22 protein-coding genes are annotated in these 22,233 nt (G+C 64.3%); 9 read left to right on the top strand and 13 right to left on the bottom strand.

Translation table 11 applies throughout. The annotated features are described in order from the left end of the window. Window positions 1–31: 31 nt before the first annotated feature. Complete coding sequence (locus tag A3AI_RS0102825; RefSeq protein WP_024514118.1) at window positions 32–253, bottom strand: DUF2093 domain-containing protein; 222 nt, start codon at window positions 251–253, stop codon at window positions 32–34. A 218-nt stretch (window positions 254–471) separates the two neighbouring features. On the opposite strand from A3AI_RS0102825, the gene A3AI_RS0102820 reads away from it, so the two are divergent. Beyond that, complete coding sequence (locus A3AI_RS0102820; RefSeq protein ID WP_245286820.1) at window positions 472–1,269, top strand: dienelactone hydrolase family protein; 798 nt, start codon at window positions 472–474, stop codon at window positions 1,267–1,269. Between the two features lie 209 nt (window positions 1,270–1,478). On the opposite strand, the gene xseA is transcribed toward A3AI_RS0102820, so the two are convergent. After that, window positions 1,479–3,089: an exodeoxyribonuclease VII large subunit gene (gene xseA, locus A3AI_RS0102815; protein WP_024514116.1), complete on the bottom strand. Its 1,611-nt coding sequence runs from the start codon at window positions 3,087–3,089 to the stop codon at window positions 1,479–1,481. 124 nt (window positions 3,090–3,213) lie between these two features. Here xseA and A3AI_RS0102810 point away from each other — a divergent pair, with 124 nt between their 5' ends. From A3AI_RS0102810 to purD, 4 genes are all read left to right on the top strand, one after another. Beyond that, the gene (locus A3AI_RS0102810; RefSeq protein ID WP_024514115.1) at window positions 3,214–4,221 is read left to right on the top strand and encodes an alpha/beta fold hydrolase; all 1,008 of its coding nucleotides are present in this window, start codon (window positions 3,214–3,216) and stop codon (window positions 4,219–4,221) included. After that, window positions 4,218–4,772: a hypothetical protein gene (locus tag A3AI_RS0102805; protein WP_024514114.1), complete on the top strand. Its 555-nt coding sequence runs from the start codon at window positions 4,218–4,220 to the stop codon at window positions 4,770–4,772. Before A3AI_RS0102810 ends, A3AI_RS0102805 begins: the two co-directional genes overlap by 4 nt. Before the next feature lie 4 nt (window positions 4,773–4,776). After that, entirely contained in the window at window positions 4,777–5,085 is a 309-nt protein-coding gene (locus A3AI_RS0102800; RefSeq protein ID WP_024514113.1) for a winged helix-turn-helix domain-containing protein, read from the top strand. 118 nt (window positions 5,086–5,203) lie between these two features. Next, window positions 5,204–6,487: a phosphoribosylamine--glycine ligase gene (gene purD / locus A3AI_RS0102795; protein WP_024514112.1), complete on the top strand. Its 1,284-nt coding sequence runs from the start codon at window positions 5,204–5,206 to the stop codon at window positions 6,485–6,487. A gap of 127 nt (window positions 6,488–6,614) precedes the next feature. Here purD and A3AI_RS0102790 read toward each other — a convergent pair whose 3' ends face one another. After that, window positions 6,615–7,847 carry an acyl-CoA dehydrogenase family protein gene (locus A3AI_RS0102790; RefSeq protein WP_024514111.1) on the bottom strand — a complete coding sequence of 411 codons (1,233 nt, stop codon included), beginning with the start codon at window positions 7,845–7,847 and terminating at the stop codon, window positions 6,615–6,617. 94 nt (window positions 7,848–7,941) lie between these two features. On the opposite strand from A3AI_RS0102790, the gene A3AI_RS0102785 reads away from it, so the two are divergent. Then, window positions 7,942–8,847, top strand: a complete 906-nt coding sequence (locus tag A3AI_RS0102785) for an alpha/beta fold hydrolase (protein ID WP_024514110.1) — start codon at window positions 7,942–7,944, stop codon at window positions 8,845–8,847. A gap of 133 nt (window positions 8,848–8,980) precedes the next feature. Here A3AI_RS0102785 and A3AI_RS0102780 read toward each other — a convergent pair whose 3' ends face one another. Continuing rightward, window positions 8,981–9,427 carry a nucleoside deaminase gene (locus A3AI_RS0102780; protein ID WP_024514109.1) on the bottom strand — a complete coding sequence of 149 codons (447 nt, stop codon included), beginning with the start codon at window positions 9,425–9,427 and terminating at the stop codon, window positions 8,981–8,983. A 127-nt stretch (window positions 9,428–9,554) separates the two neighbouring features. Between A3AI_RS0102780 and A3AI_RS0102775 the strand changes: the two genes are divergently transcribed. Together A3AI_RS0102775 and rsmD are read left to right on the top strand one after the other, a co-directional pair. Then, complete coding sequence (locus tag A3AI_RS0102775) at window positions 9,555–11,429, top strand: pseudouridine synthase (RefSeq protein WP_024514108.1); 1,875 nt, start codon at window positions 9,555–9,557, stop codon at window positions 11,427–11,429. 6 nt (window positions 11,430–11,435) lie between these two features. Beyond that, window positions 11,436–11,996, top strand: a complete 561-nt coding sequence (gene rsmD / locus A3AI_RS0102770; RefSeq protein ID WP_024514107.1) for a 16S rRNA (guanine(966)-N(2))-methyltransferase RsmD — start codon at window positions 11,436–11,438, stop codon at window positions 11,994–11,996. A gap of 150 nt (window positions 11,997–12,146) precedes the next feature. Here rsmD and mutL read toward each other — a convergent pair whose 3' ends face one another. Beyond that, the gene (gene mutL, locus A3AI_RS0102765; protein WP_024514106.1) at window positions 12,147–13,961 is read right to left on the bottom strand and encodes a DNA mismatch repair endonuclease MutL; all 1,815 of its coding nucleotides are present in this window, start codon (window positions 13,959–13,961) and stop codon (window positions 12,147–12,149) included. A gap of 238 nt (window positions 13,962–14,199) precedes the next feature. Here mutL and A3AI_RS0102760 point away from each other — a divergent pair, with 238 nt between their 5' ends. After that, the gene (locus tag A3AI_RS0102760; RefSeq protein WP_024514105.1) at window positions 14,200–14,517 is read left to right on the top strand and encodes a ribbon-helix-helix domain-containing protein; all 318 of its coding nucleotides are present in this window, start codon (window positions 14,200–14,202) and stop codon (window positions 14,515–14,517) included. Between the two features lie 124 nt (window positions 14,518–14,641). Here A3AI_RS0102760 and A3AI_RS0102755 read toward each other — a convergent pair whose 3' ends face one another. The 8 genes from A3AI_RS0102755 to A3AI_RS0102720 form a co-directional block, all read right to left on the bottom strand. After that, window positions 14,642–16,210: a GMC family oxidoreductase gene (locus tag A3AI_RS0102755; RefSeq protein WP_024514104.1), complete on the bottom strand. Its 1,569-nt coding sequence runs from the start codon at window positions 16,208–16,210 to the stop codon at window positions 14,642–14,644. A 33-nt stretch (window positions 16,211–16,243) separates the two neighbouring features. After that, window positions 16,244–16,792, bottom strand: coding sequence for a GAF domain-containing protein (locus tag A3AI_RS0102750; RefSeq protein ID WP_024514103.1), 549 nt, complete (start codon window positions 16,790–16,792; stop codon window positions 16,244–16,246). A 110-nt stretch (window positions 16,793–16,902) separates the two neighbouring features. Then, the gene (locus A3AI_RS0102745; RefSeq protein ID WP_024514102.1) at window positions 16,903–17,298 is read right to left on the bottom strand and encodes a VOC family protein; all 396 of its coding nucleotides are present in this window, start codon (window positions 17,296–17,298) and stop codon (window positions 16,903–16,905) included. Then, on the bottom strand, window positions 17,298–17,693 hold the full coding sequence (locus A3AI_RS0102740; RefSeq protein WP_024514101.1) for a c-type cytochrome: 396 nt from the start codon (window positions 17,691–17,693) through the stop codon (window positions 17,298–17,300). Before A3AI_RS0102740 ends, A3AI_RS0102745 begins: the two co-directional genes overlap by 1 nt. Before the next feature lie 140 nt (window positions 17,694–17,833). Beyond that, a complete protein-coding gene (arfB, locus tag A3AI_RS0102735) occupies window positions 17,834–18,253 on the bottom strand; it encodes an alternative ribosome rescue aminoacyl-tRNA hydrolase ArfB (RefSeq protein WP_024514100.1) in 420 nt (139 codons plus the stop codon). Between the two features lie 218 nt (window positions 18,254–18,471). Continuing rightward, window positions 18,472–19,923 (bottom strand): M16 family metallopeptidase, encoded by a 1,452-nt coding sequence (locus tag A3AI_RS0102730; RefSeq protein ID WP_084800804.1) that lies wholly within the window; start codon window positions 19,921–19,923, stop codon window positions 18,472–18,474. Continuing rightward, window positions 19,833–21,218: a M16 family metallopeptidase gene (locus A3AI_RS0102725; RefSeq protein WP_024514098.1), complete on the bottom strand. Its 1,386-nt coding sequence runs from the start codon at window positions 21,216–21,218 to the stop codon at window positions 19,833–19,835. Before A3AI_RS0102725 ends, A3AI_RS0102730 begins: the two co-directional genes overlap by 91 nt. Window positions 21,219–21,446: 228 nt before the next feature. Beyond that, window positions 21,447–22,199 (bottom strand): hypothetical protein, encoded by a 753-nt coding sequence (locus A3AI_RS0102720; protein ID WP_024514097.1) that lies wholly within the window; start codon window positions 22,197–22,199, stop codon window positions 21,447–21,449. Between the last annotated feature and the right edge of the window lie 34 nt (window positions 22,200–22,233).

The raw sequence follows: 22,233 nt of genomic DNA, 5'->3' as shown, positions 1-22,233 counted from the left end.
TCAACCCCATCCCGCGATTCTACATTCGTCGCTATTTCTGGAGCTGAGCCGGATAATGCCGCTGCAGCACGGCGATGGGCGTCGCGTAGGCTTCCTGGAGATCGACGCTCCAATATTTGAGCTCGTCGAGCGGGATTCGTGCGTCGGTCACCGCGCAGCGCACATAGGTTCCGGGCGAGATCACGCGGAAATCGCCGTCCAGATATTGCACCTGCGCTTCGCCATGGCCCGAGGGACCGAATTTATTCAGCACGGTTTTGGAGCTCCGATCAAATGCCGGTAATGTTTACGCACGTTCAAGCTTGCTAACATAAATAGGGTGCGCTGTCCGCCCGCAAAACCCACCGATTTGTGATGTTTTACGTTTCCGACCACATGCTATTTTTTTGCCGGGGTGGCGCTGGTTTTGGGTTCCGGCATAACGGTTTGCAACGTTGGATGCGCGTTCTCGCCGCAATCGCAGGGCTGATCATGGCCGCGGCTCAGGCCGCGCCTGCACCCGCGGCATCGCTTAACCAGGTCGAGATCCCTTCCGGCAACGTCACCCTGCGCGCCCAACTGTTCAAGCCGACGGGCGACGGGCCGTTTCCGACCGTGATTGCGCTGCATGGTTGCGGCGGCCTTTCCACCCGCGCCGAGCCTGTGCTGCCGCGCTATCGCGACTGGGCCGAGCAACTGGTGAAGAGCGGCAGCGCGGTGCTGCTGCCGGATAGCTACGCCTCGCGCGGGCTCGGTCCGCAATGCCGCGTCAAGGAGCGGCGGCTTTCCGCACGCCACGAGCGGGTGGCCGATATCCTCGCGACCCGGCGATGGCTGATGGAGCAGAGCTGGGCAAGGCACGACCGCATCAGCCTGATCGGCTGGGCCAATGGCGCGAGCGCGCTGCTCTGGGCGATACGTCCGCAATTGCTCGCGCGCAATTCCGATCCGGATTTCCGCTCGGCGATCGCCTTCTATCCGGACTGCCGGCTCTCGGCCGGGCTCGGCTGGAGCGCGCGGGTGCCGACCCTGCTCTTGATCGGTGCCAAGGACGACGTGTCCTCGCCGCCGGCCTGCCGGCAGATGATCGACGGTGCCCGTGGGCGCAGCGCGCTGACGCGGATCGTGGTCTATCCGGGCGCCTTTCATGATTTCGACCGCCCCAATCTGCCGGTGCATGCCGTATCGGCCACAGCAGATGCCGCTACCCCCGAGCGCGGCCATGTCGGCACCGACCCTGAAGCCCGCGAGGATGCGCAGAAGCTGGTTTCGGAGTGGCTCTCGCGGTAACCGCATCGCATTCGCCGTCAAGGCTTGATCCGGCCATCCACGTCTTGGCCATGAAAGAAAGTGGTGGGTGCCCGGGGCAAGCCCGGGCAGGACTGCGAATGCGAAGCCCCAAAGCGCGATGAGATTTGGTTGAATCGTCGTCGCGCTTAAGGTCTTTGATTGAGCATGATCTTTTCGGAAAACCGCTACACGCTTTTCCGGATCATGCTTTAGAACAAGCTTCCCTGATCGGTAGATTTAGCCACGCGCTTCGGCAGTCGCGGTCCGCGCGGAGCCGCCTTCGGGCGCTCGGGTTGCATCAATACAGGCCGATCCGCGCCGGCGGTTGCCGCAACGCGTCCATCTGCAAACTCCAGCTCCAGCCGCGTGCCGGGCTCGACATCGGCCGCCGCATGCAGCGGATGTCCGGTCTCGTTGCGGACCAGGGCAAAGCCGCGCGTGAGCACGCTGCGGTAGGACAGCGCGGCGAGCAGCTGCCCGCTGTGGTTCATGCGCGCTTCCATCCGGTCGAACATGGTCAGCATGGCGCGCTCGGCGCGCTCGGCGAGCCTGAGCGTGCGCTCGCGGCTGCGCGCAATGGTCTGGCGCTGGGCCTGTGCGTTGGCGAGCCTTGAGGCGCGCAGGCGTGCCTCAAGCCCTGCAAAGCGGTCGCCGCGGCGACGCAGCAGCGTGCGCGCGGCGAGGGAGAGCCGTTCGCCGCAGACCTGCTCGCGATGCCGCGCCTGCTCGACCTGGCCGCGCAGCACCCGCAGGGTGAGCCTGGCGCCGGCCGCGACAAAGCGGCGGAAATGCGCATGCGTATTGGCGCGCAGGCCATGGGACAGGGCGCCTCCGGCGTTGTCGAGCCGTTGGCGCGGGATCGCGAGCAGCTCGCCGGCGGCCGGCAGTGCGCGGGCAGCCGCACGCAATTCGTTGCGACGACTTTCCTGGCCGCGCTGCCAGCAGATCATCAGGCGCCGGCGCAAGGTCTCGATCTCGCCCATCAGCTCGCTGCGCACGGGCACGGCCATTTCCGCCGCGGCCGTCGGTGTCGGCGCGCGCTTGTCGGCAGCGAAATCGATCAGCGTGATGTCGGTCTCGTGGCCGACGGCAGATATCAGCGGAATGTGGCTCTCGGCCGCCGCCCGCACCACGATCTCCTCATTGAACGACCAGAGGTCCTCCAGCGAGCCGCCGCCGCGCGCGACGATCAGGACATCGGGCCGCGGGATCCGGCCGCCCTCGGGCAGCGCATTGAAACCGCGGATCGCAGCCGCGACCTGTTCGGCGGAGCCGTCGCCCTGCACCTTGACCGGCCACACCAGCACCTGGCGCGGAAAACGGTCGGACAGGCGATGCAGGATGTCGCGGATCACGGCGCCGGTCGGCGAGGTGACCACCCCGATCACCTCGGGCAACCAGGGCAGCAGCTGCTTGCGCCGCTCGTCGAACAGGCCTTCTGCGGCGAGCTTGCGCTTGCGCTCCTCCATCAAGGCCATCAGGGCGCCGATGCCGGCCGGCTCCAGCGCCTCGATCACGATCTGGTACTTCGAGGAGTTCGGATAAGTGGTCAGCTTGCCGGTGGCGATGACCTCGAGCCCCTCCTGGGGTTTGAACCGCATCCGGTAGTGCACGCCCTTCCAGATCACCGCCTCGATCTTGGAACTCTCGTCCTTTAGCGCGAAGTAACAGTGCCCTGAGGAATGAGGCCCGCGGAACCCCGAGATCTCGCCGCGCACCCGGACATGACCGAAATTGTCCTCGACCGTGCGCTTCAGCGCAGAGGACAGCTCGGAGACGGTGAATTCGGGCGCGTTGATCAGGTTTTCCGCTACGGCCATTGCGAATCGCGAGGTTGAGTAGGGCCCAAGTTAGGGATTTTGGCCGGCAAGCGCCAATGAACCCTTGTGGTGTCCAGTACTCTGTAATATAGAGTACTCTATAATGGAAAATGGGAGGAGGATCATGCTGTTGAAATGGTTGCTCTGGTTTCCGCTAGGCCTCGCGCAATGGGCCCTATGCATCATCGGTGTGGCCGCCCTTGTCCTCGCCGCGATGATCGCAACGCCGCTGACCCCGCTCCCCGAGCTGCGCTCCGTCTCTGAGACGGCCCGCGCAGTCGACCGCAGCACCATGCCGGCGTTGAACCATTTCAGCGCCAGGGACGGCACGACGCTGACCTATCGCCACTATCCGGCTGGCGGTCCTGCGGCCGGACCGATCGCCATCCTCGTCCATGGCTCGTCGGGCTCGAGCCCGGCAGTGCATGCGCTCGCGGCTGGCCTTGCCGCCCATGGCGTGGAGACCTATGCGCCCGACATCCGCGGCCATGGTGGCTCCGGCACCCGCGGCGACATCGGCTATCCCGGCCAGCTCGAGGACGACATGGCCGATCTCGTCGCGCTGGTGCGGCGGACCCATGCGGACGCGCCCATCACCTTGCTCGGCCATTCCGCCGGCGGCGGCTTTGCACTGCGGCTGGCCAGCTCGCCGATCCAGAATCTGTTTGCCCGTACCGTGCTGCTCGCGCCCTATCTCGGCTATGACGCGCCGACCAACCGGCCGGATTCCGGCGGATGGGCCCGGCCAGATCTCCCGCGCTTCTTCGGACTCTCGATCCTGCGCCGTCTCGGGATCGAGTGCTGCGAACAGCTCCCGACGCTCGCTTTTGCAGTTCCGGCAAACAGCAGTGAGATCCTCGCATCCACCTATTCGTACCGGCTGATGCGCAACTTCGCGACGCGCGGCTATCGCGACGATTTCGCCGCCGTGACGCATCCGGTCACCTTGATCGCCGGCGCGGGCGACGAGTTGATGCTGTCGGATAAATATGCCGATGCTGTGCATGCGGTCGCGCCCAAGGTTGACGTGAAGCTGATCGATGGCGTCAATCACATGAGCATCTTGAGCGATCCGAAGGCCGTCTCGGCGATTGCCGAGGATGTGGCCAGGCGCGGGATGGCGGGAACATGATCGACAGCAAGCAGGCCGCAGCGGCGCTCAGCGACATCGACGATATCGTGCGCCGCGTGCGGCAATCGCAGGTCTACAATCTGGCAAGCCTCATCATGATATGGTGGGGCGTGCTGGTTTTTGCTGGCAACATCGCGACCTGGCTCTGGCCCTGGTACGCCGCCTACATCTGGCCGGCGGTCAATACCGGGGGCGTCCTGGGCACGGTGGTGATCAGCGCGCTCCTTCAAATCCGAGCGCGCTTGCGCGCTGTCGACGGCCGGGTCGTCGCTGCCTATGTCCTGTTCTACGCATTCGGCTATTTTTGTTCTGACGTGCTGGGCGATTTCGGTCCGCGCGAACTCGGCGCGTTCTGGCCGATCTATTTCATGCTGTTCTATGTGCTCGCGGGCCTATGGTTCGGCCAGGCCTTTGTCGCACTCGGGCTTGCCATCACCGTGCTGACCCTGGTCGGCTATTTCTATGTGATGGGCGGCACCTTCCTGTTGTGGATGGCGGTCGTGAACGGCGGCGGATTGGTGCTGGGCGGTCTCTGGATGCGGTGGAACTAGCGCGGTGGCCGATCTCGACGACATCATCCACCAGCCCTTGCGGCTGCGCATCATGGCGGCGCTGAATGCGTTGCCGCAAGGAACGGGGCTGGAATTTTCCAGGCTGAAGAAGCTGACCGGCGCCACCGATGGCAATCTCGGCGCCCATATCGAGACGCTTGCCAAGGCGGGTTATGTCGACGTGGAGAAGGCGTTCGTAGGAAAAAAACCGCAGACTACGGTGACTGCGACCGCCGCCGGGCGCGGCGCGTTTGCGCGGCATGTCGCAATGCTGCAGGAGATCATCGCCGGCGGCGGGGGCGAGCGGGCGTAGTGGCGTGTTCGCGCCGGGGGCGCCGTCCGGAATGACGGTGCAAATGGCGCTTTCCCCTTGCAGAAGGAGGGGGACTCGTGTCACCGGACCCAAAACCGCTCTTCGTTAGGCTCTTCCCATGAACATTCTCCTGATCGGCTCCGGCGGCCGCGAGCATGCCCTGGCCTGGAAGATCGCAAGCTCGCCGCTGCTGACAAAGCTCTGGTGCGCGCCGGGCAATGCGGGAATCGCGCGCGAGGCCGAATGCATCGCGCTCGATGTTGCCGACCACACCGCGGTAATCGCATTCTGCAAGACCAACGCGGTCGAGCTCGTCGTGGTCGGACCTGAGACACCGCTCGCAGCCGGCATTGTCGACGATCTCGAAGCCGCCGGCATCAAGGCGTTCGGCCCGCGCAAGCAGGCATCGCAGCTCGAAGCCTCCAAAGGCTTCACCAAGGCGCTATGCAGCGAGTTCGGCATACCGACCGGCGCCTATCGGCGCTGCACCAGCGCCGCGGAAGCGCTCGACTATGTGCGGGCGCAGGGCGCGCCGATCGTGGTGAAGGCCGACGGGCTCGCTGCCGGCAAGGGCGTGGTCGTGGCCAGGACGCTGCAAGAAGCCGAGGACGCCATCGCCATGATGTTCGAGGGCGCGTTCGGTTCGGCCGGCGCCGAGGTCGTGATCGAGGAGTTTCTGGAAGGGCGTGAGGTCTCATTCTTCGCGCTCTGCGACGGCGAGACCGCGATCCCGCTCGCCTCCGCCCAGGACCACAAGCGAGTGTTCGATCATGACCAGGGGCCGAACACCGGCGGCATGGGCGCCTATTCGCCGACGCCATTCGTCACCGCCGAAGTTCACGACCAGATCATGGACCGTATTATCAGTCCTACGGTCGCCGGCATGAAGGCGCGCGGCACGCCGTTCTGCGGTGTGCTCTATGCCGGGGTGATGCTGACCAAGGGGGGGCCGAAACTGTTCGAGTTCAACGTCCGCTTCGGCGATCCGGAATGCCAGGTGCTGATGCTGCGGATGATGTCCGACATCGTGCCGGCTTTCCTCGCCGCATGTGACGGCGAGTTGAAGCATTTCGATCTGCGCTGGTTTCCAGACTCCGCGATCACCGTGGTGATGGCGGCCAAGGGCTATCCCGGCGACTACAGGAAGGCCACGCGCATCGAGGGGCTGGACGAGGCTGAGAAGATCGATGGCGTCGAGATCTTCCACGCCGGCACGGTCGAGAAGGATGGCGCCATTCTCGCCAATGGCGGGCGTGTGCTCAACGTCTGCGCGATCGGCAAGACGATCGCGGAGGCGCAAGCGCGCGCCTACCAGGCGCTCGACCGTATCAACTGGCCGGATGGCTTTTGCCGTCGTGACATCGGCTGGCAGGCCGTGGAGAAAGAGCGGGGCGGGAATTAGTCTCCGTCATTCCGGACGATGCGCAACGCGCGTCGATCCGGAATCCAGAGCTTTTTTGGCACTTCGTCCCCTACTGCGAGATTCCGGGTTCGCGCTAATGCACGCCCCGGAATGACGATGCTTGTTGCTACAACAAATCACCGCCCGCAGCCGATGCCGTGGTGCCGTGCTCGCGGAACGCCTTGATGACGTTGCGGCCGACCTTCCATTTGTGCACCTCGTCGGGACCGTCGACCAGTCGCTGCGAGCGCACCTGGGTGTACCATTTGGCCAGCACCGTATCCTGGCTGAAGCCGAGCGCGCCGTGCAGCTGGATCGCGGTGTCGATTACGTGATGCACCATATGCGCCAGATACACCTTGGCGATGGAGTTCTCCTGCCGCAGGTCGAGGCCCTTCTCCGCCTTGTAGGCGATGTGCAGCAGCATCAGGCGGCCGATATAGAGCTGGCTTGCGCATTCGGCGAGCATGAACTGTACGGCCTGGCGGTCGGCGAGCAGCACGCCGAACGTCGACCGTTTGGTGACATGCGCCACCGCCATGTCCAGCGCGCGCTGGGCCTTGGCGACGTTGTGCATGCCGTGACGAAGCCTTCCGTAGGCGAGGCGATGCTGGCCCATGGCGAAACCATTGCCCTCGCCGCCGACGAGGTTGTCGGCCGGCACTTTCAGATCCCTGATCTCGATCTCGGAATGTCCGCCGGAGAGCACGTCGTAGTGCGGGCCTTCAATGGCCATGTTCTTGATGTTGCGCTTGATGCGATAGCCGGGGTTGGGCAGTTCCACGATGAAAGTCGAGAACTGCTTGTGGCGCGGCGCGTTCGGATCGGTCTTGGCCATCACAAGCGCGAGATCGGCGACGCTCGCCGACGAAGAGAACCATTTCTCGCCGTTCAGGATGTAGTTCTCATTGCCGTCCTTCACCGCCGAAGTCTGCATGCCCGTGGCATCGGCGCCGGAGGCCTTTTCCGTCATGGAGAAGCAGATGCGCTTGTCGCCATTGAGCAGGGGCTTGAGGAATTTTTCCTTCTGGTAGGGTGTGCCGTGCTCCAGGATCGTCAGCATGGAGGCATCGTCAGGGCCCTGCGTATTCATCGAGAGTGCGCCGAGAATGCTCTCGCCCAATTCCATCTGCACCAGTGCATTGGCCAGCGGCCCGAGCCCCATGCCGCCATATTCCTTCGGCACGAAGGGGCACCACAATCCTTGCGCGCGGGCCTTTGTCCGCAGTTTGCCGAGCACCTCGTCGAGCGGTTTCTCGTCCAGTTCCTTCTCCGCGGGGATGCATTCATCGTGCACCCATTGACGGACCTTTTCGCGGATGGCCTTGGCCTCATCAGGGATTTCGAAGTCGATCGGCATGGCATTTCCTCTACTGCTTCTTTATGGTGGTCCCCGCCTATTTGGATATATCCATGGGCCGAATGCGGCAACGAAAAACAAAGTTTGAAGCACCATGTCCGACTTCGCCGACCTCTTTCCGGGTTTTGCCTCAGAATGGATCAACACGAGATCCGGACGCATCTTTGCACGCGTCGGCGGCAAGGGACCTCCATTGTTGCTGCTGCATGGCTTCTCTGAGACGCATGTGATGTGGCATCGTGTGGCGCCGCAACTCGCCGATCGCTTCACGCTGATCATAGCGGACTTGCCGGGCTATGGCTGGTCGGACATGCCCGAGAGCGATGCGGAGCATACGCCCTACACGAAGCGCGCAATGGCGCGCACGATTGTCGAGGCGATGCAGCAACTCGGCCATGTGCATTTTGCGCTTGCCGGCCATGATCGCGGCGGCCGTGTTTCCTATCGGCTTGCACTCGATCATCCCGGACGGCTGTCGAAGCTCGCAGTGCTCGATATCCTGCCGACCTATAACTACTGGGAGCGCATGAACAGGCTTTATGCGCTGAAGATTTATCACTGGACGTTCCTCGCCCAGCCCTATCCGTTGCCGGAAACGCTGATCACGGCGAGTTCCGACTTCTTCCTGAAGACCAAGATGGCGAGCCAGACCAAGTCGAAGACGCTCGACGCCATCGACCCACGCGCGCTCGAACATTATCTGGCGCCGTTCCGCGATCCGTCGCGGGTGCATGCGATGTGCGAGGATTACCGCGCCGGCGCCTACGCCGATTACGATATCGACAAGGCGGATTTCGAAGCGGGCAAAAAGATCACCATCCCGATGCTCGCGCTGTGGGGCGACGCCGGTATCGCCAGCGCCGCGGCCACGCCGCTTGACACCTGGAAGAAATGGGCGACGAACGTGACGGGCTCGCCGGTCGATTCAGGGCATTTCCTGACGGAAGAGAATCCGGGAGAGACGGCGAAACTGCTGCGGGAGTTTTTCCTCGCTGGCTAAGTGGCCGAGGCTCGATCCGCATTCTCGTCATGGCCGGGCTTGTCCCNGCCATCCACGCCTTTCTTCACGCGGCTGGCGCGTGGATGCCCGGGACAAGCCAGGACAAGCCCGGGCATGACGGAGCACGCGGCCGCTACCTCCGCGCCTTGAAAAACGCCTTCAGCATCCCCGCTGCTTCGCGCTCACCGACGGCCGAATAAACCTCTGGCACATGGTGGCAGGTGGGGGAGGCGTAGAAACGCACGCCGGAATCGACCGCGCCGCCTTTCGGATCGGTTGCACCGTAATAGAGCCTTCGGATGCGGGCGAAGGAGATGGCGGCTGCGCACATGGTGCAGGGCTCGAGGGTGACGTAGAGGTCGCAGTCGGTCAGCCGTTCGCTGCCGATCTTTTCCGCAGCGGCGCGAATGGCGAGAATCTCGGCATGTGCGGTCGGGTCGCGGTCGGCGAGCGTCCGGTTCCCGGCCGTGGCGATGACTTCGCCGGCCCGCACGATGACGCAGCCGATCGGCACCTCGCCCGCCTGGCCGGCCGTTTCGGCCGCTTTCAGCGCCAAATTCATCAAAGAAGGTGCGTTCATGCCTCGTATCTTGAAATAAAAGCTGCTAAACGGGCCACCTTCAGCAAAAGTGCATATGGTTTTTTTGCGAAAGTAGCGGCGCGCGACCGCGCGCGATAGCGTTTTGACCCGACCAAGAGAGCCTTTCATGCCCCGCGACAAAGATAAAGACAACGCTCACACGCGGGGCCCGCGCGATCGTGCAGGTGGCCGCAAGGAGCGGCCGGCGGGCGCGCGAGGCGGGGAGAAGAAATTCGCCAATCGCGGCTTCGGCGGCAAGCGCGAGGAGGGCGGCCGGCCGCATCGTGGCGACCGCGATGCGCGCCCGTACCGAAAGCGCGAAGACCGCGGCGAGCGGCCTTTCCGCGCCCGCGACGATCGCGGTGAACGGCGTGATTTCCGTGAGGGGCGCGGTGAGCGGAAGGATTTCCGCGAGGGCCGTGGCGAACGGAAGGATTTCCGTGCGGGCCGCCGTGAGAGCAATGACTTCCGCGGGGATCGCGGAGAGCGTAAGGAATTCCGCGACGATCGCGGCAAGCGGCAGGATTTTCGCGGAGAGCGCAGTGAGCGCGGCGAACGCCGCCCGTTCCGCGAAGATCGCGTCGAACGCGGTGAGCGGCGGCCGTTCCGGGAGGATCGCGGCGAGCGCCGGCCGTTTCAAAAGGACCGTGCCGAGCGCGGTCGTTTCCGCGACGAGGCGCCGCGCAAGCGGTTTGATCGTCGCGACGAGGCGGGTGACGCAAAACCCTGGCGCGAGCGTGAGGACCGGCCGCGCGATGCGCGACGAAGCGCGGAACGAGGCGGTGAGGACCGGCCGCGTTTTTCGCGCGACCGCGATCAGCGCGGAGGCGATGATCGCCCCAAATTCAGCCGCCCGCGTTCTGAGCGGCCGCGCCGCGAGGACGACGAGGGAGGCGAGCGTTTCGCCAAGCGTCCGGCCTTCGGTGGCCGTGGCGCCTATCGCGAGCGCAAGGATGATTTTCGCGACCGCAAAGGCGGTTTCGAGAAACGTGCGCCGCGCGAGGAGACGAAGCCCAAGAAGACCGGCGAGCGGATCGCGAAGGTGCTGGCCCGCGCTGGCCTTGCCTCGCGCCGCGATTCTGAGGAGTGGATCGTGCAGGGGCGCGTTGCCGTCAACGGCCGCGTGATCAATTCGCCCGCGCTCGACGTCACCTCCAATGACGTGATCACGGTCGACGGCAAGCCGCTGCCGGAACGCGAGCGCACGCGGCTGTTCATGTATCACAAGCCGCGCGGGCTGATGACGACCCATGCCGATCCGGAAGGGCGGCCGACCGTGTTCGACAATCTGCCCGAAGGTCTGCCGCGGCTGATCAGTGTCGGGCGGCTCGATTTCAACACCGAAGGCCTGCTGCTGCTGACCAATGACGGCGGGCTCGCGCGCGTGCTGGAATTGCCCGAGACCGGCTGGCTCAGGCGTTATCGTGTGCGTGCCCATGGCGAGGTGACGCAGGCGCAGCTCGACGAATTGAAGAACGGCGTCGAGGTCGACGGCGTCAAATACGGCCCGATCGATGCCACGCTGGAGCGCGACCAGGGCGCCAATGTCTGGCTGGTGTTTGCGATCCGCGAAGGCAAGAACCGCGAGGTGCGCAATGTGCTTGCCCATCTCGGGCTCGAGGTGAACCGGCTGATCCGCATCTCCTATGGTCCGTTCCAACTCGGCGAGATCGAGGAGGGCGCGGTCGACGAGGTGAAGACGCGGGTGCTGCGCGAGCAGCTCGGCGAAAAGGTCATTGCGCAGGCCGGTGCAGATTTCGCGCTTCCCCCGCCGGCGCGCGGCGACGACGAGGGCGAGGAGCGTCCGGCCAAGAAGCCATTCAAGCCCGCGGGAAAGAGCGCGCTGATCGCCGACCGCAAGGGCCGCCGCGTACTGGTGCAACGCACCGGCAGCGAGGAGGCGCGCGCCCGCAACGAAGAGGAAGCACACGGCTATGGCCCGCCGCGCCGGCCCAAGCGCGGCTATCACGGCAAGCGCGATTTCAAGCCGCGGGACGAGTAGGCCACGATGCGTGTCGTCGGGGGACGGCTGAGGGGCCGCAATCTGGCTTCGCCTGCATCGCGAGAGATCCGTCCGACCGCGGACCGACTGCGCGAATCCGTGTTCAACATCCTAGTTCACGCCTATGGCGATCCAATCTCAGGCGCGCGGGTGCTCGACCTCTTTGCCGGCACAGGCGCGCTCGGCATCGAGGCTGTTTCGCGAGGAGCCGCCTTTGTGCTGTTCGTCGACAACGGCACCGAGGCGCGCGCTCTGTTGCGCAACAATGTCGAGGCGCTGGGACTCGGCGGCGTGACCAAGGTCTATCGCCGCGATGCCACTAATCTCGGCCCCGCGCACCCTGTCGAGCCTTTCTCGCTCGTCTTCCTCGATCCCCCCTATGGCAGGGGGCTCGCCGAGAAAGCGCTCACCTCGCTCCGCGACGGAGGCTGGCTGACACAGGAGGCGCTGGTTGTGGTGGAGGAGGCGAAGGCCGCGGGTTTTGTCGCGCCGGATGGTTTTGCGGAAGAGGAGCGCCGCGACTACGACGATACGGAGTTCGTGTTCTTGCGGGCTGCGAGCCTCTAGAGAGCATGATCCGAAAAAGCGTGTAGCGGTTTTCCGGGAAGATCATGCTCGATCAAAAAGCAAGGCGCGGTGACGATTCGGCCTAATCCCATCGCGATTTAGGTCTGCTGTCGTCCCGGCTCGCGCGTTGCTTGCCTCCCGAACACGACACTACTTCCTCCCGAACAGCCGTTCGATATCCGATAGCTTGAGCTCGACATAGGTCGGCCGGCCGTGGTTGCACTGGCCGGAATTCGGTGTTTCCTCCATCTCCCGCAGCAGCGCATTCATCTCTTCGGGCTTCAGGCGGCGGCCGGCGCGCACCGAGCCGTGGCAGGCCATGGTGGCGGCGACATGCATCAGCTTGCGCTCCAGCGGCAGCGCCTCGTCCCATTCGTCCATATGCTCGGCGAGATCGCGCAAGAGCGCCGCCGCATCGATCCTGCCGAGCAGGGACGGCGTCTCGCGTACCGCCACCGCACCCGGGCCGAAGGATTCTATCGCAAGCCCGAACGAAGTGAGGTCGTTTTCCCGTGCCAGCAGCCGCTCCACCGTGGCTTCGTCCAGCTCGACGATTTCGGGTATCAGCAGGATCTGCCGCTGCACGCCGTTCCTGGCAAGCGAGGCCTTCAGCCGCTCATAGACGATGCGCTCATGCGCGGCGTGCTGGTCGATCACGATCAGCCCGTCGCGGGTCTGCGACACGATGTAGGTCTCGTGGATCTGCGTGCGCGCAGCACCCAGGGGCCGGTCGACCAGGTCGACCGGCGCTTCCGCCTCGAGGCGTACGTCAGCGGTGGGCGGGCCGACATCGAAGCCCGCCTGCTCCCGCTCGGCAAAGGCGGTGGCCGCGGCGCCGGCAAAGCCCGGCAGCGGGCCGGTCGGCAGCGACGGCGAGCTTCGCCAGTCCCAATTGCCCGGGCGCGGCGGCGCAAAGGCCGGACGGAACGAGGCGATCGTGGCCCCCGCGCCGTTTGCGGCAGTGCGCCGGCCTTCGCGCGCGAGCCCCTCCTTCAGCGCGTGCACGATCAGGGCACGCACAAGCCCGGCGTTACGGAAGCGCACCTCCGTCTTGGCGGGATGCACATTGGCATCGACCTCGCGCGCGTCGCAGGTCACGAACAGCGCCACCACCGGATGGCGGTCGCGCGGCAGATAGTCGGCATAGGCCGCACGCACCGCGCCCACGATCAGCTTGTCGCGCACCGGGCGGTCATTGACGAAGAGATATTGCCCGAGCGCGTTCGCGCGGGTCAGCGAGGGCGAGGCGGCGAAGCCTTCGACTATGACGCCGTCGCGCTCGGCGCGCACCTCGATGGCATGGCTGCGGAACTCCGCGCCCAGGACATCGCCGAGCCGCGTCAGCCGTCCGGCTGCACCGGGCAGGGCGGCCGCCCAAGTCACCGGCGCGCGCTCTTCGCCTGCGAGCGTAAAGGCGATGTCGGGGCGCGCCATCGCGAGCCGCCGCACTACCTCGCGGATGGCTTCCGCCTCGGTGCGCTCGGTCTTCAGGAATTTCAGTCGCGCCGGTGTCGCGTAGAAGAGATCGGCGACCTCGACGCGCGTGCCCTGGCTCAGCGCTGCCGGCATCGCCTCCGATTTCAGGCCGCCTTCGACGGAGAGCGACCAGGCATGCGGCTCGCTGGCATGTCGGGTGGTAATGGCGAGCCTTGCCACCGCGCCGATCGAGGGCAGCGCCTCGCCACGGAACCCGAGGGTGCGGATCTGTAGCAGGTCCTCATTGTCCAGCTTCGAAGTTGCGTGACGCTCAACGGCAAGCGTGAGATCGACCGCCGTCATGCCGCCGCCGTCGTCGGTGATCCCGATCCGCCGTCGTCCGCCGCCATCGGTGAAAACATCGATGCGGCTCGCGCCGGCGTCGATCGCGTTTTCGACGAGCTCCTTCACCACGCTCGCAGGCCGCTCCACCACTTCGCCCGCGGCAATGCGGTTGACGAGTTGTTCGGGGAGCTGGCGGACGGGCATGGGTTTCCTGGGATTCGTGAGGCAAAGCCATTTTAGCGGCTGCATCGGTAAATGCATGCGGCTGTCAGATAAAGCTTGCGATCTGGGGATGGGGCGCACCTATCGCATTGAAGATATTGACTTTAAGCGAAGCGAGGGCAAGCCGCGCCGTTTAGCTTGCGGCGCACGGTGCGAGGATTGTTAGGCCGCGCGGGCAGGTATATTGTTTAGAAAAATTATAAGATCACGGGAGGAAACCATGTGCCATTTGTTCGCGCATCAGCCGCAGCGCGACTATGAGTCCCAGACCCGATCGCTGCGTATCGGCGGGCATTCCACCTCGATCCGGCTGGAAATGGCATTCTGGGACACCCTGGATGAGATCGCCGCCACGCAGAACATGAGTCTCGCCAAGTTCCTCACGACCTTGCACGACGAGGTGCTCGACCATCACGGTGAGGTGAAGAATTTCGCTTCGCTGCTGCGGTGCTCTTGCCTGATCTACCGCGCCCGGAGCGTGCAGCCGGTTGCGGAGTTTCATCAGGCGGCAACCCCGATCCTGGATGCGGCGGAATAGAGTTCGGGGATATCGGAACGGCAAACGGTAAAGAAAGGCCCTGCCTCGTGGACAGGGCCTTTTTCTTTGTCGTCTTTTTTTCTCGTCTTCTTTCTCGTCCTGGCGAAAGCCAGTGCCGGTAAAATCAAATCTCCTTCTTCTGCATCGCGCCTGCGATGTAATCCGCCTGCCGGATGGCCAGCGAGACGATGGTGAGGGTGGGGTTGCACGCCGCGCCGCTGGTGAACTGGCTGCCATCGGAGACGAACAGGTTCTTGACGTCGTGGGTCTGGCCGAACTTGTTCACCACGCCGTCCCGCGCCTTCTCGCTCATCCGGTTGGTGCCGAGATTGTGCGTGCTGGGGTAGGGCGGCGTCGGATAGGTGACGGTGGCGCCGACCGCTTCATAGACCGCAGAACCCTGTTTGTAGGCGTGGGCCCGCATCGCGAGATCATTGGGGTGATCGTCGAAATGCACGCTCGCGACCGGCAGGCCAAACTTGTCCTTGGCCTTGGGATCGAGGGTGATGCGATTGGTCTCCTGTGGCATGTCCTCGCCGACCAGCCACATGCCGGCCATCCGCGAATAGCCTTCCATGGCGCTGGTGAACTCGCGTCCCCAGGCGCCGGGATTGAGGAAGGCCGCCATGAAGGGCACGCCAATCGAGAGCGTTTCCATCTCGTAGCCGCCGACGAAGCCACGGCTCGGATTGTTGCGCGCCTCATCGCGGACGATGCCCGCCATGGTCGTGCCGCGATACATGTGGACCGAGTTCTCGAACACGGCATAGACGCTGCCGGTCATATGCCGCATGTAGTTGCGCCCGACCTGGCCTGACGAATTTGCCAGACCATCCGGGAACATGTTCGACGCGCTATTGAGCAGCAGGCGCGGGCTCTCGATCGAATTGCCGGCCACGGCGACCACGCGTGCCTTCTGACGCTGCATGGCTCCGGTTTCGTCGGCGTAGACGACGCCCGAGACTTTGCCGTTCGCATCATGCTCGATCTTGAGCACCATGCTGTTCGGGCGCACCTCGAGATTGCCCGTGGCTTCGCCCTTCGGAATCTCTGTGTAAAGCGTCGACCATTTCGCGCCGGATTTGCAGCCCTGGAAGCAGAAGCCGATCTGGAGGCAGGATCCGCGGCCGTCGCGCGGTTCGCTGTTGATCGCCATTCTGCCGGTATGCACTTCCTTGTAGCCGAGCTTTTTCGCACCCGCCTCCATCACCTTGAAATTGTTGTTGCCGGGCAGGCCAGGAATGCCGTTGGTGCGGGTCACGCCCATCTTGTCTTCGGCTTTGGCGTACCACGGCTCCATTTCGGCGAGCGTGATCGGCCAGTCCAGCAGGTTGGCGCCGGGAATGCCGCCATAGCTGCTCTTGACCTTGAACTCATGCTCGTCAAAGCGCAGCGACGCGCCAGCCCAGTGGGTGGTCGAGCCGCCGACCGCCTTCACGATCCAGGCCGGCAGGTTGGGAAAATCCTTGGCCACGCGCCAGCTGCCAGACGTCGTTCGCAGGTCGGACCAGGCGAGCTGCGAGAAACTCTCCCATTCATCGTTGACGAAATCCTGGTTCTCGATGCGGGGGCCCGCTTCGAGGATGACGACCTTGCAGCCCTTTTGCGCCAGCTCGTTGCCGAGCGTGCCGCCGCCGGCGCCGGATCCCACCACCACGACCACGCCAGAGTCGTTCATATCGAATTTTGCCATGTTGTGCTCCTCTCGACTGTGTGTTGACCGGGCCTAGACTTTCGGCAGCCAGTCGATGTCGGCGAAGCCGCGCTTGATGTAGCCGCCATGCTCGGCGGAGGAGCCCTCGTAGCCGAATTTCGGCCACAGCTCCTTCTGGTTATAGAGCGAGACGATCAGGTCGCCGCGCACCTTCTTGAAGAAGTCGCTCTGCTCGATGCCGCGCAGCAGGGCCACGCGATCCGCCTCCCACTGCAAGTCGGCATAGGCGACCTGGTAGCGCTCGCGGGCATCCTGATCCAGCCGGCTGATGCCGTCGCTGATGAGCGATTTGATTGCGGGATCCTTTGCCGCCTTGGCGTCCCAAGGCTTGACCGCGGTGATGTAGTAGCTGTCACCCAGCATGTCGTGCGGATAGATGTCGCGCGCGACCTTCACCAGGGTCTTCATTGTTGACGGCGGCAGCGCAACCGCATCGTCAGCCCAGGCATCCTGGATGCTGAGCCCCGTAGTGGTCGCGGCTGCAACGACAGGAACCGTGCTTGCCGCGCCCTTGAGAAAGACCCGGCGATCGAATTTGCTTCGACGATCAACTTCCCTCATGAGTTCCTCCAATGATTTGGTTTATTGCGCCTTTATTGTTTGAGCATGGTGTTTTCGCAAAACCGGCGCCCACTTTACGCTGACGCGGCCCTGCGGGTCCGAATCATGCTCTAGCCGAAACGTCCGCCCCGCTGGATCACCTCGATCTTGTAGCCGTCGGGGTCTGAGACGAAGAAGAATCGCGCCAGCGTCTTGCCGTCATGCTTGAAGTCGCGCAGCGGGCCGGGCGAGAGACGCTCGCGCTCGAAGCGATCATGCTCGGCATCGACGTTGTCGACGACGACGGCGAGATGGCCGTAGCCGTCACCGAGCGAATAGGGTTCCTTGCGGTCGAAATTGACCGTCAGCTCGACTTCGAACGGCGAGGAAGGATGGCGTAGATAGAGCAGCGCGAAGTCAGGGAATTTGAGGCGGTCGGCGATTTCGAGGCCGAAGGCGCGTGCGTAAAAATCGAGCGACTTCGCTTCGTCGAAGACGCGGATCATGGAGTGAACCGGTTTTGCCATCAATTAAGCCCCTTCAGATAGGCAATGATCGCCGCGCGCGTCTCGGGCTTGGCCTGCCGGTAGGCCATAACGGCGCCGGGTATCACCGCTTGCGGATCGGTCAGCCAGGCGTCGAGTTTTGTCTCGTCCCAGACGAAATCGGCCTTCGCGAGCCCGGGAGAATAGTGAAAGCCGTCAACCTTGCCGGCCGTGCGGCCGAGGATCTTTGCCAGAGGCGGTCCTTGCCGCATCGGATCAGCCGGGTCGATGGTGTGGCAGGTCGCACATTGCTGCTTGAACAGCGTCGTGCCATCAGGCGGCTTCGGAGCGGGCAGCGGTATTTGCGCGGCCGCCAGCGTTCCCCAGGATATCGCGCTGCAAAACGCGATCGCATGTCTCAAGCGCAGCTTCGCCATCCACGTCACCTCGCCATGCCCGGATGTTAGGCGGCGGAAAATTGACGTGGTAGTAGCGGGCTGTTTCAGCGCAAGAACGGGAAGAACAAAAAGGCAGTCGCGCTAGGAAACGCTATCAACGATGGGGCAAGCGGATTGACCTAATCGTCGAAGCCGCGCGAGCCGCGCCGCGCCTTGATGTCGCCGCGCCGTTTCTTGCCCTCCAGCCGGCGCTGTTTCGAGCCCAGTGTCGGTCGGGTCGGGCGACGCGGCGTCGGGCGCACCATCGCTTCGCGCAGCAACTCGACCAGCCGCTCGATCGCGTCGGCGCGGTTGCGCTCCTGGGTACGGAAGCGCTGGGCGTGGATGACGATGACGCCGTCCTTGGTCATGCGCTGGCCGGCAAGGGTGACCAGCCGCGCCGTTGCGTCGTCCGGCAGCGCGATGCGGCGCGTGTCGAACCGGAGTTGCGCCGCGGTCGAGAGCTTGTTGACGTTCTGCCCGCCCGGGCCGGAGGCGCGGACAAAGACGATCTCGAGATCGTTCTCGTCGATGGAGAGATTGCGGGAGATCCGCAGCATGGCGATACCGGAAGTGCTACCCAAGAATCGGTGCGCACAATAGCGGTTTTGCGGCGGATGTGCTCCCAACGATCACCGTCGCCCCGAGGAGGCCGCGAAGCAGCCGTCTTCTCCAAGGGCGACGGCCCGGCTGCCACACCGGGGCCGTTCATTCTTTGAGGTTTGCTACTCTCGCGGCTCAGGATGACGGGGTCGAAGAGCGACCCCGCGCCAAGCTCTCAATTTGCCTGAGTCGCCGGTGCGGCGACTGGCTCCGCAGCAGCCTGCGGGGCGCGGCCGACGACAACGGTGATGAGGCCGTTGCCCCAGAGCCGCTTGGCGGCCTTTTTGGCGTCGTCCAACGTCACCGCATCGACCAGCGCATTGCGCTTTTCCAGATAGTCGATCGGCAGCCGGTCGAGCTGATATTGCAGAAGCCCGCCGGCGAGCTTTGCCGAGGTGTCGAGCGCCAGCATCTGCGAGCCCTTGAGGTAGGACTTCGCCTCATCGAGCTCCTGCTGGGTCGGGCCCTCCTCTGCCATGCGGCGCACTTCCTTCTCGATGGCGTCGATGGTCTCGCCGGCGCGGTCCGCGCGCGTGCCAGTGTTACCGATGAACAGCGAGGAATGCTCCATCCAGGTCAGCGCGCCATAGACCGAATATGCGAGCCCGCGCTTCTCGCGCACCTCGCGATAGAGCCGCGACGACAATCCGCCACCACCGAGGATGTGGTTGACCACGTAAGCCGCCATGAAATCCGGGTCGTGGCGCATCACGCCGGGGCTGCCGAAGGTGATCGTCGTCTGCGGCACGTCGAGCGGGACAAAGGCACGCTGTGGCGGCCTGGCCATCTCCACATCGGCAACCGGTGTCAGGCTCGCATTGGCCGGGAGATCACCGAAGGTCTGGTCGAGCAGCTTGCCAAGCGTTGCCGGATCGACGTCGCCGACCACGGCGATCTTGAGCGTATTCTTCGCAAGCACGCGCCGGGTGTAATCCTTGAGATCGGCGATTGTGATCTGGGGCACGCTCTCCAGCGTGCCGGAGCTTGGCCGGCCATAGGGATGGTCGCCGAAGGCCACCTCGAGGAATTTGTGGCCCGCGAGCGCGTTGGGGCTGACGGTGTCACGCTTCAACCCGGCAATGATCTGGGAGCGGATGCGTTCGACATCGACACTGGCAAAATGCGGCGATGTCAGCGCGCCATGCAGCAGCCCGAAGGCTTCCTCCTTGTTGTCCTTGAGCATGCGCAAGGAGCCGCGGAAATAATCCCGCGCCACGGAGAAGCTGAGGTCGATGGCGCGGCGCTCGAGGCGTTCATGGAAGGCACTGGAATCGAGATCGCCTTCGCCTTCGTCCAGCGTGTCGGCGACGAGGTTGCCGACGCCGGGCTTGTCGGCGGGGTCCTGCGCCGCGCCGCCGGCGAAGGCATATTCCATCGCGATCAGCGGCACGGTGGAATCCTGCACAAACCAGGCCTCGATGCCGCCCGGCGAAATCAGATGCTGGATTTTGGTCGCGGCCTGCGCGGGCGCCGCAAAGGGCAGCGTCGCGGCGACGGCGAGAATGAAAGCCGAGCGGCAAGTGAGCTTGAGATTGATCACGAACGCTTCTCCTCGCGCTTGGCGGCCGCCGTGTCCTTGGTGTCCTTGATCAGATAGCCGGTGACCGAGCGCTTCTTGTCCAGCCATTCCCTGGCCGCCTGCCGTACCTGTTCGGCGGTGACGGCGCGAATCCGGTCCGGCCAGCTCCTGATGTCCTCGATGCTCAGGCCGGTGGTCAGCGCGCCGCCATACCAGCGCGCCATGGTGGCCTGGTTGTCCTGGGCATAGATCGCTTCCGCGATCAGCTGGGTCTTGACCCGCTCGAGATCTTCCGACGAGGCAGGGTTCTCGGCAACCTTGGCGATCACCGCGTCGATCGCCTGTTCGATCTGGGCAAACTCGACGCCGGGCCTTGGTGAAGCCGCGATCGAGAACTGCGTTTCATCGAGCGAGGTGCCCTGATAGGCGGCGCTCGCGCCGACCGCGAGCGGATGGTCGACAACGAGCGCACGGTACAGGTAGGAATTGCTGCCGCCGCCCATCAGCTGTGCCAGCACATCGAGCGCGGCGCTCTCGCCGGGCGCGGCGGTGGTGGCAGAGGGCACGAGATAGTAACGCTTGAGGATCGGCTGCTCGACCTGCGGGTCCGACAAGGTCACGGTGCGGGCGGCGGTCGGTTCGGGCTCCTGCGGACGAAGGCGGCGCGCGGGGATCGAAGGCTGGCGCGCGACCTTGCCATAGGTCTGTTCGACCATGGGGCGGATCTCGGCGGGTTCGACGTCGCCTGCAATCACCAGGATCGCGTTGTTGGGCGCATAGAAGCGCCGGTAGAAGGCGAGTGCGTCCTCGCGGGTCAGCTTCTCGATCTCATGGTGCCAGCCGATCACGGGCCGCCCGTAGGGGTGATTGAGATAGAGCGCCGCCATGATCTGCTCGGTCAGCCGCGCATCCGGATTGTTGGCGACCCGCATGTTGTATTCCTCGAGCACCACGTCGCGCTCGGGTAGCACGTTCTCGTCCTTGAGGATCAGGCCGGTCATGCGATCGGCCTCGAACTCCATCATCCGGGGCAACTGGTCGCGCGGCACGCGCTGGAAGAAGCCGGTGTAGTCGTAGGAGGTGAAGGCGTTCTCATTGCCGCCGACGCGCAGCACCGTCTGGGAGAACTCGCCAGCCGGGTGCTTCGCGGTGCCCTTGAACATCAGATGTTCGAGGAAGTGCGCCAGCCCCGATCTGCCCGACGTCTCGTCGGCGGAGCCGACCTTGTACCAGATCATCTGGGTGACGACGGGAGTGCGGTGATCCTGGATCACGACGACCTGCAGGCCGTTGTCGAGAGCAAAGGTCGTCGGTGGATCCGAGCTCGGGCCAACCTGCGCCCAAGCGCCCGATGTGAACAGAAAGAATGCAAGGAGGGTGGCTTTGAGCCGATGTATGGACATCCTGACCTATGCGAAAAGCCCAAACGTCGCCGTTCGGGTCAAAAGCACCTTCGTTAGAGGTGCGACCAACGCTTTTGCGTCACGAAGTTTGACACGTGATCCGGAATTCGGGTCCGGTAGTCCCGCGCGGCCAACGCAAGCCGCCTGCACGCGAACCTGCTCACGGAAAGATTCCGGGCGTGATGACGTCGGCAAAGAGGCCATCACGCTCTGGGACGGCAGGGGCAGCTATTGGGTGTCGCCATACTTGCCCGCAGCCGGATTGTATTCCTTGTTCAGGGATTCCATCTTCTTGCCAGTGCCATAGGCGAAGTTCGGCGACGGCGTCTGGTAACCGGGCGGCGGCTGGGTCAGCGTATCCCGCGTCGGCTCGCCCTTGAACTCCGCCTGTTCGGTCTTGCTGCCCCCGAACAGGCTGGAGAAGCGGCCCGAGAAGCCGAGCTGATCCGGGCTCAGCGGATTGCTGTTTGTCGTGCCCGGGGCCTCTGAATCGGAGTCGTGATTGCCGGCGCCGTCGGTTGGCACTGTCCGGGCGACATTGAGTTCGCTCGGGGACAGCGGACGGGTTTGATCGCGCTGGACTGCGACGGCGTCCCTGGTGTCCTTCTTGTCCTTCTTGCGTTTCTCGGCCAGCGCCTTGCGGCGCTTCTCGTCGGGATCCTTCGGCCAGTTCGGCACGTTGGCTTCCTGCTTGGCCGCTACCGGCGGCGGCAGGTCCAGCTTCGGCGGCACGACCAGCGGCGACCGCTCGCGGTAGTCGATGCCGCTGTTTTCCATGTTGGTGGCGCCGATGCCATGCATGACGCCTTCGATGATCTTTTCCTCGAAGGTCTTGTCGTCATCCTCGTCGTCCTGCGCACGCGCGGCGCCGGAAGCGATGAGGAGCCCGATCCCAAGGGCGACCGCGGAGATCCGTGCGCAGCGCATCAGCGCCCTCGACGAGGTCTGTCCCATCCGGCCCAAGGCTTCGGTCTTACGCATCGGCTGTGTCCCTACTCAAAATTAAAACTTTGGG

It is taken from the genome of Bradyrhizobium sp. Tv2a-2, assembly GCF_000472425.1.
Classification (GTDB): Bacteria; Pseudomonadota; Alphaproteobacteria; order Rhizobiales; family Xanthobacteraceae; genus Bradyrhizobium.
The sequence above is the reverse complement of the archived record's forward strand: the minus strand, read 5'-3'. Positions and strand labels throughout refer to the sequence as shown.

What these genes read in the sequence shown, in the direction of transcription:
- A3AI_RS0102745 (WP_024514102.1), bottom strand. Translation starts at nt 17,298, where the DNA reads ATGGCAAAACCGGTTCACTCCATGATCCGCGTCTTCGACGAAGCGAAG.
- mutL (WP_024514106.1), bottom strand. Translation starts at nt 13,961, where the DNA reads ATGCCCGTCCGCCAGCTCCCCGAACAACTCGTCAACCGCATTGCCGCG.
- A3AI_RS0102750 (WP_024514103.1), bottom strand. Translation starts at nt 16,792, where the DNA reads ATGAGGGAAGTTGATCGTCGAAGCAAATTCGATCGCCGGGTCTTTCTC.
- A3AI_RS0102810 (WP_024514115.1), top strand. Translation starts at nt 3,214, where the DNA reads ATGCTGTTGAAATGGTTGCTCTGGTTTCCGCTAGGCCTCGCGCAATGG.
- A3AI_RS0102790 (WP_024514111.1), bottom strand. Translation starts at nt 7,847, where the DNA reads ATGCCGATCGACTTCGAAATCCCTGATGAGGCCAAGGCCATCCGCGAA.
- A3AI_RS0102805 (WP_024514114.1), top strand. Translation starts at nt 4,218, where the DNA reads ATGATCGACAGCAAGCAGGCCGCAGCGGCGCTCAGCGACATCGACGAT.
- rsmD (WP_024514107.1), top strand. Translation starts at nt 11,436, where the DNA reads ATGCGTGTCGTCGGGGGACGGCTGAGGGGCCGCAATCTGGCTTCGCCT.
- A3AI_RS0102720 (WP_024514097.1), bottom strand. Translation starts at nt 22,199, where the DNA reads ATGCGTAAGACCGAAGCCTTGGGCCGGATGGGACAGACCTCGTCGAGG.
- xseA (WP_024514116.1), bottom strand. Translation starts at nt 3,089, where the DNA reads ATGGCCGTAGCGGAAAACCTGATCAACGCGCCCGAATTCACCGTCTCC.
- A3AI_RS0102785 (WP_024514110.1), top strand. Translation starts at nt 7,942, where the DNA reads ATGTCCGACTTCGCCGACCTCTTTCCGGGTTTTGCCTCAGAATGGATC.
- A3AI_RS0102775 (WP_024514108.1), top strand. Translation starts at nt 9,555, where the DNA reads ATGCCCCGCGACAAAGATAAAGACAACGCTCACACGCGGGGCCCGCGC.
- A3AI_RS0102760 (WP_024514105.1), top strand. Translation starts at nt 14,200, where the DNA reads ATGTGCCATTTGTTCGCGCATCAGCCGCAGCGCGACTATGAGTCCCAG.
- A3AI_RS0102820 (WP_245286820.1), top strand. Translation starts at nt 472, where the DNA reads ATGGCCGCGGCTCAGGCCGCGCCTGCACCCGCGGCATCGCTTAACCAG.
- purD (WP_024514112.1), top strand. Translation starts at nt 5,204, where the DNA reads ATGAACATTCTCCTGATCGGCTCCGGCGGCCGCGAGCATGCCCTGGCC.
- A3AI_RS0102725 (WP_024514098.1), bottom strand. Translation starts at nt 21,218, where the DNA reads ATGTCCATACATCGGCTCAAAGCCACCCTCCTTGCATTCTTTCTGTTC.
- A3AI_RS0102740 (WP_024514101.1), bottom strand. Translation starts at nt 17,693, where the DNA reads ATGGCGAAGCTGCGCTTGAGACATGCGATCGCGTTTTGCAGCGCGATA.
- A3AI_RS0102755 (WP_024514104.1), bottom strand. Translation starts at nt 16,210, where the DNA reads ATGGCAAAATTCGATATGAACGACTCTGGCGTGGTCGTGGTGGTGGGA.
- arfB (WP_024514100.1), bottom strand. Translation starts at nt 18,253, where the DNA reads ATGCTGCGGATCTCCCGCAATCTCTCCATCGACGAGAACGATCTCGAG.
- A3AI_RS0102730 (WP_084800804.1), bottom strand. Translation starts at nt 19,923, where the DNA reads ATGGCTGGACAAGAAGCGCTCGGTCACCGGCTATCTGATCAAGGACAC.
- A3AI_RS0102780 (WP_024514109.1), bottom strand. Translation starts at nt 9,427, where the DNA reads ATGAACGCACCTTCTTTGATGAATTTGGCGCTGAAAGCGGCCGAAACG.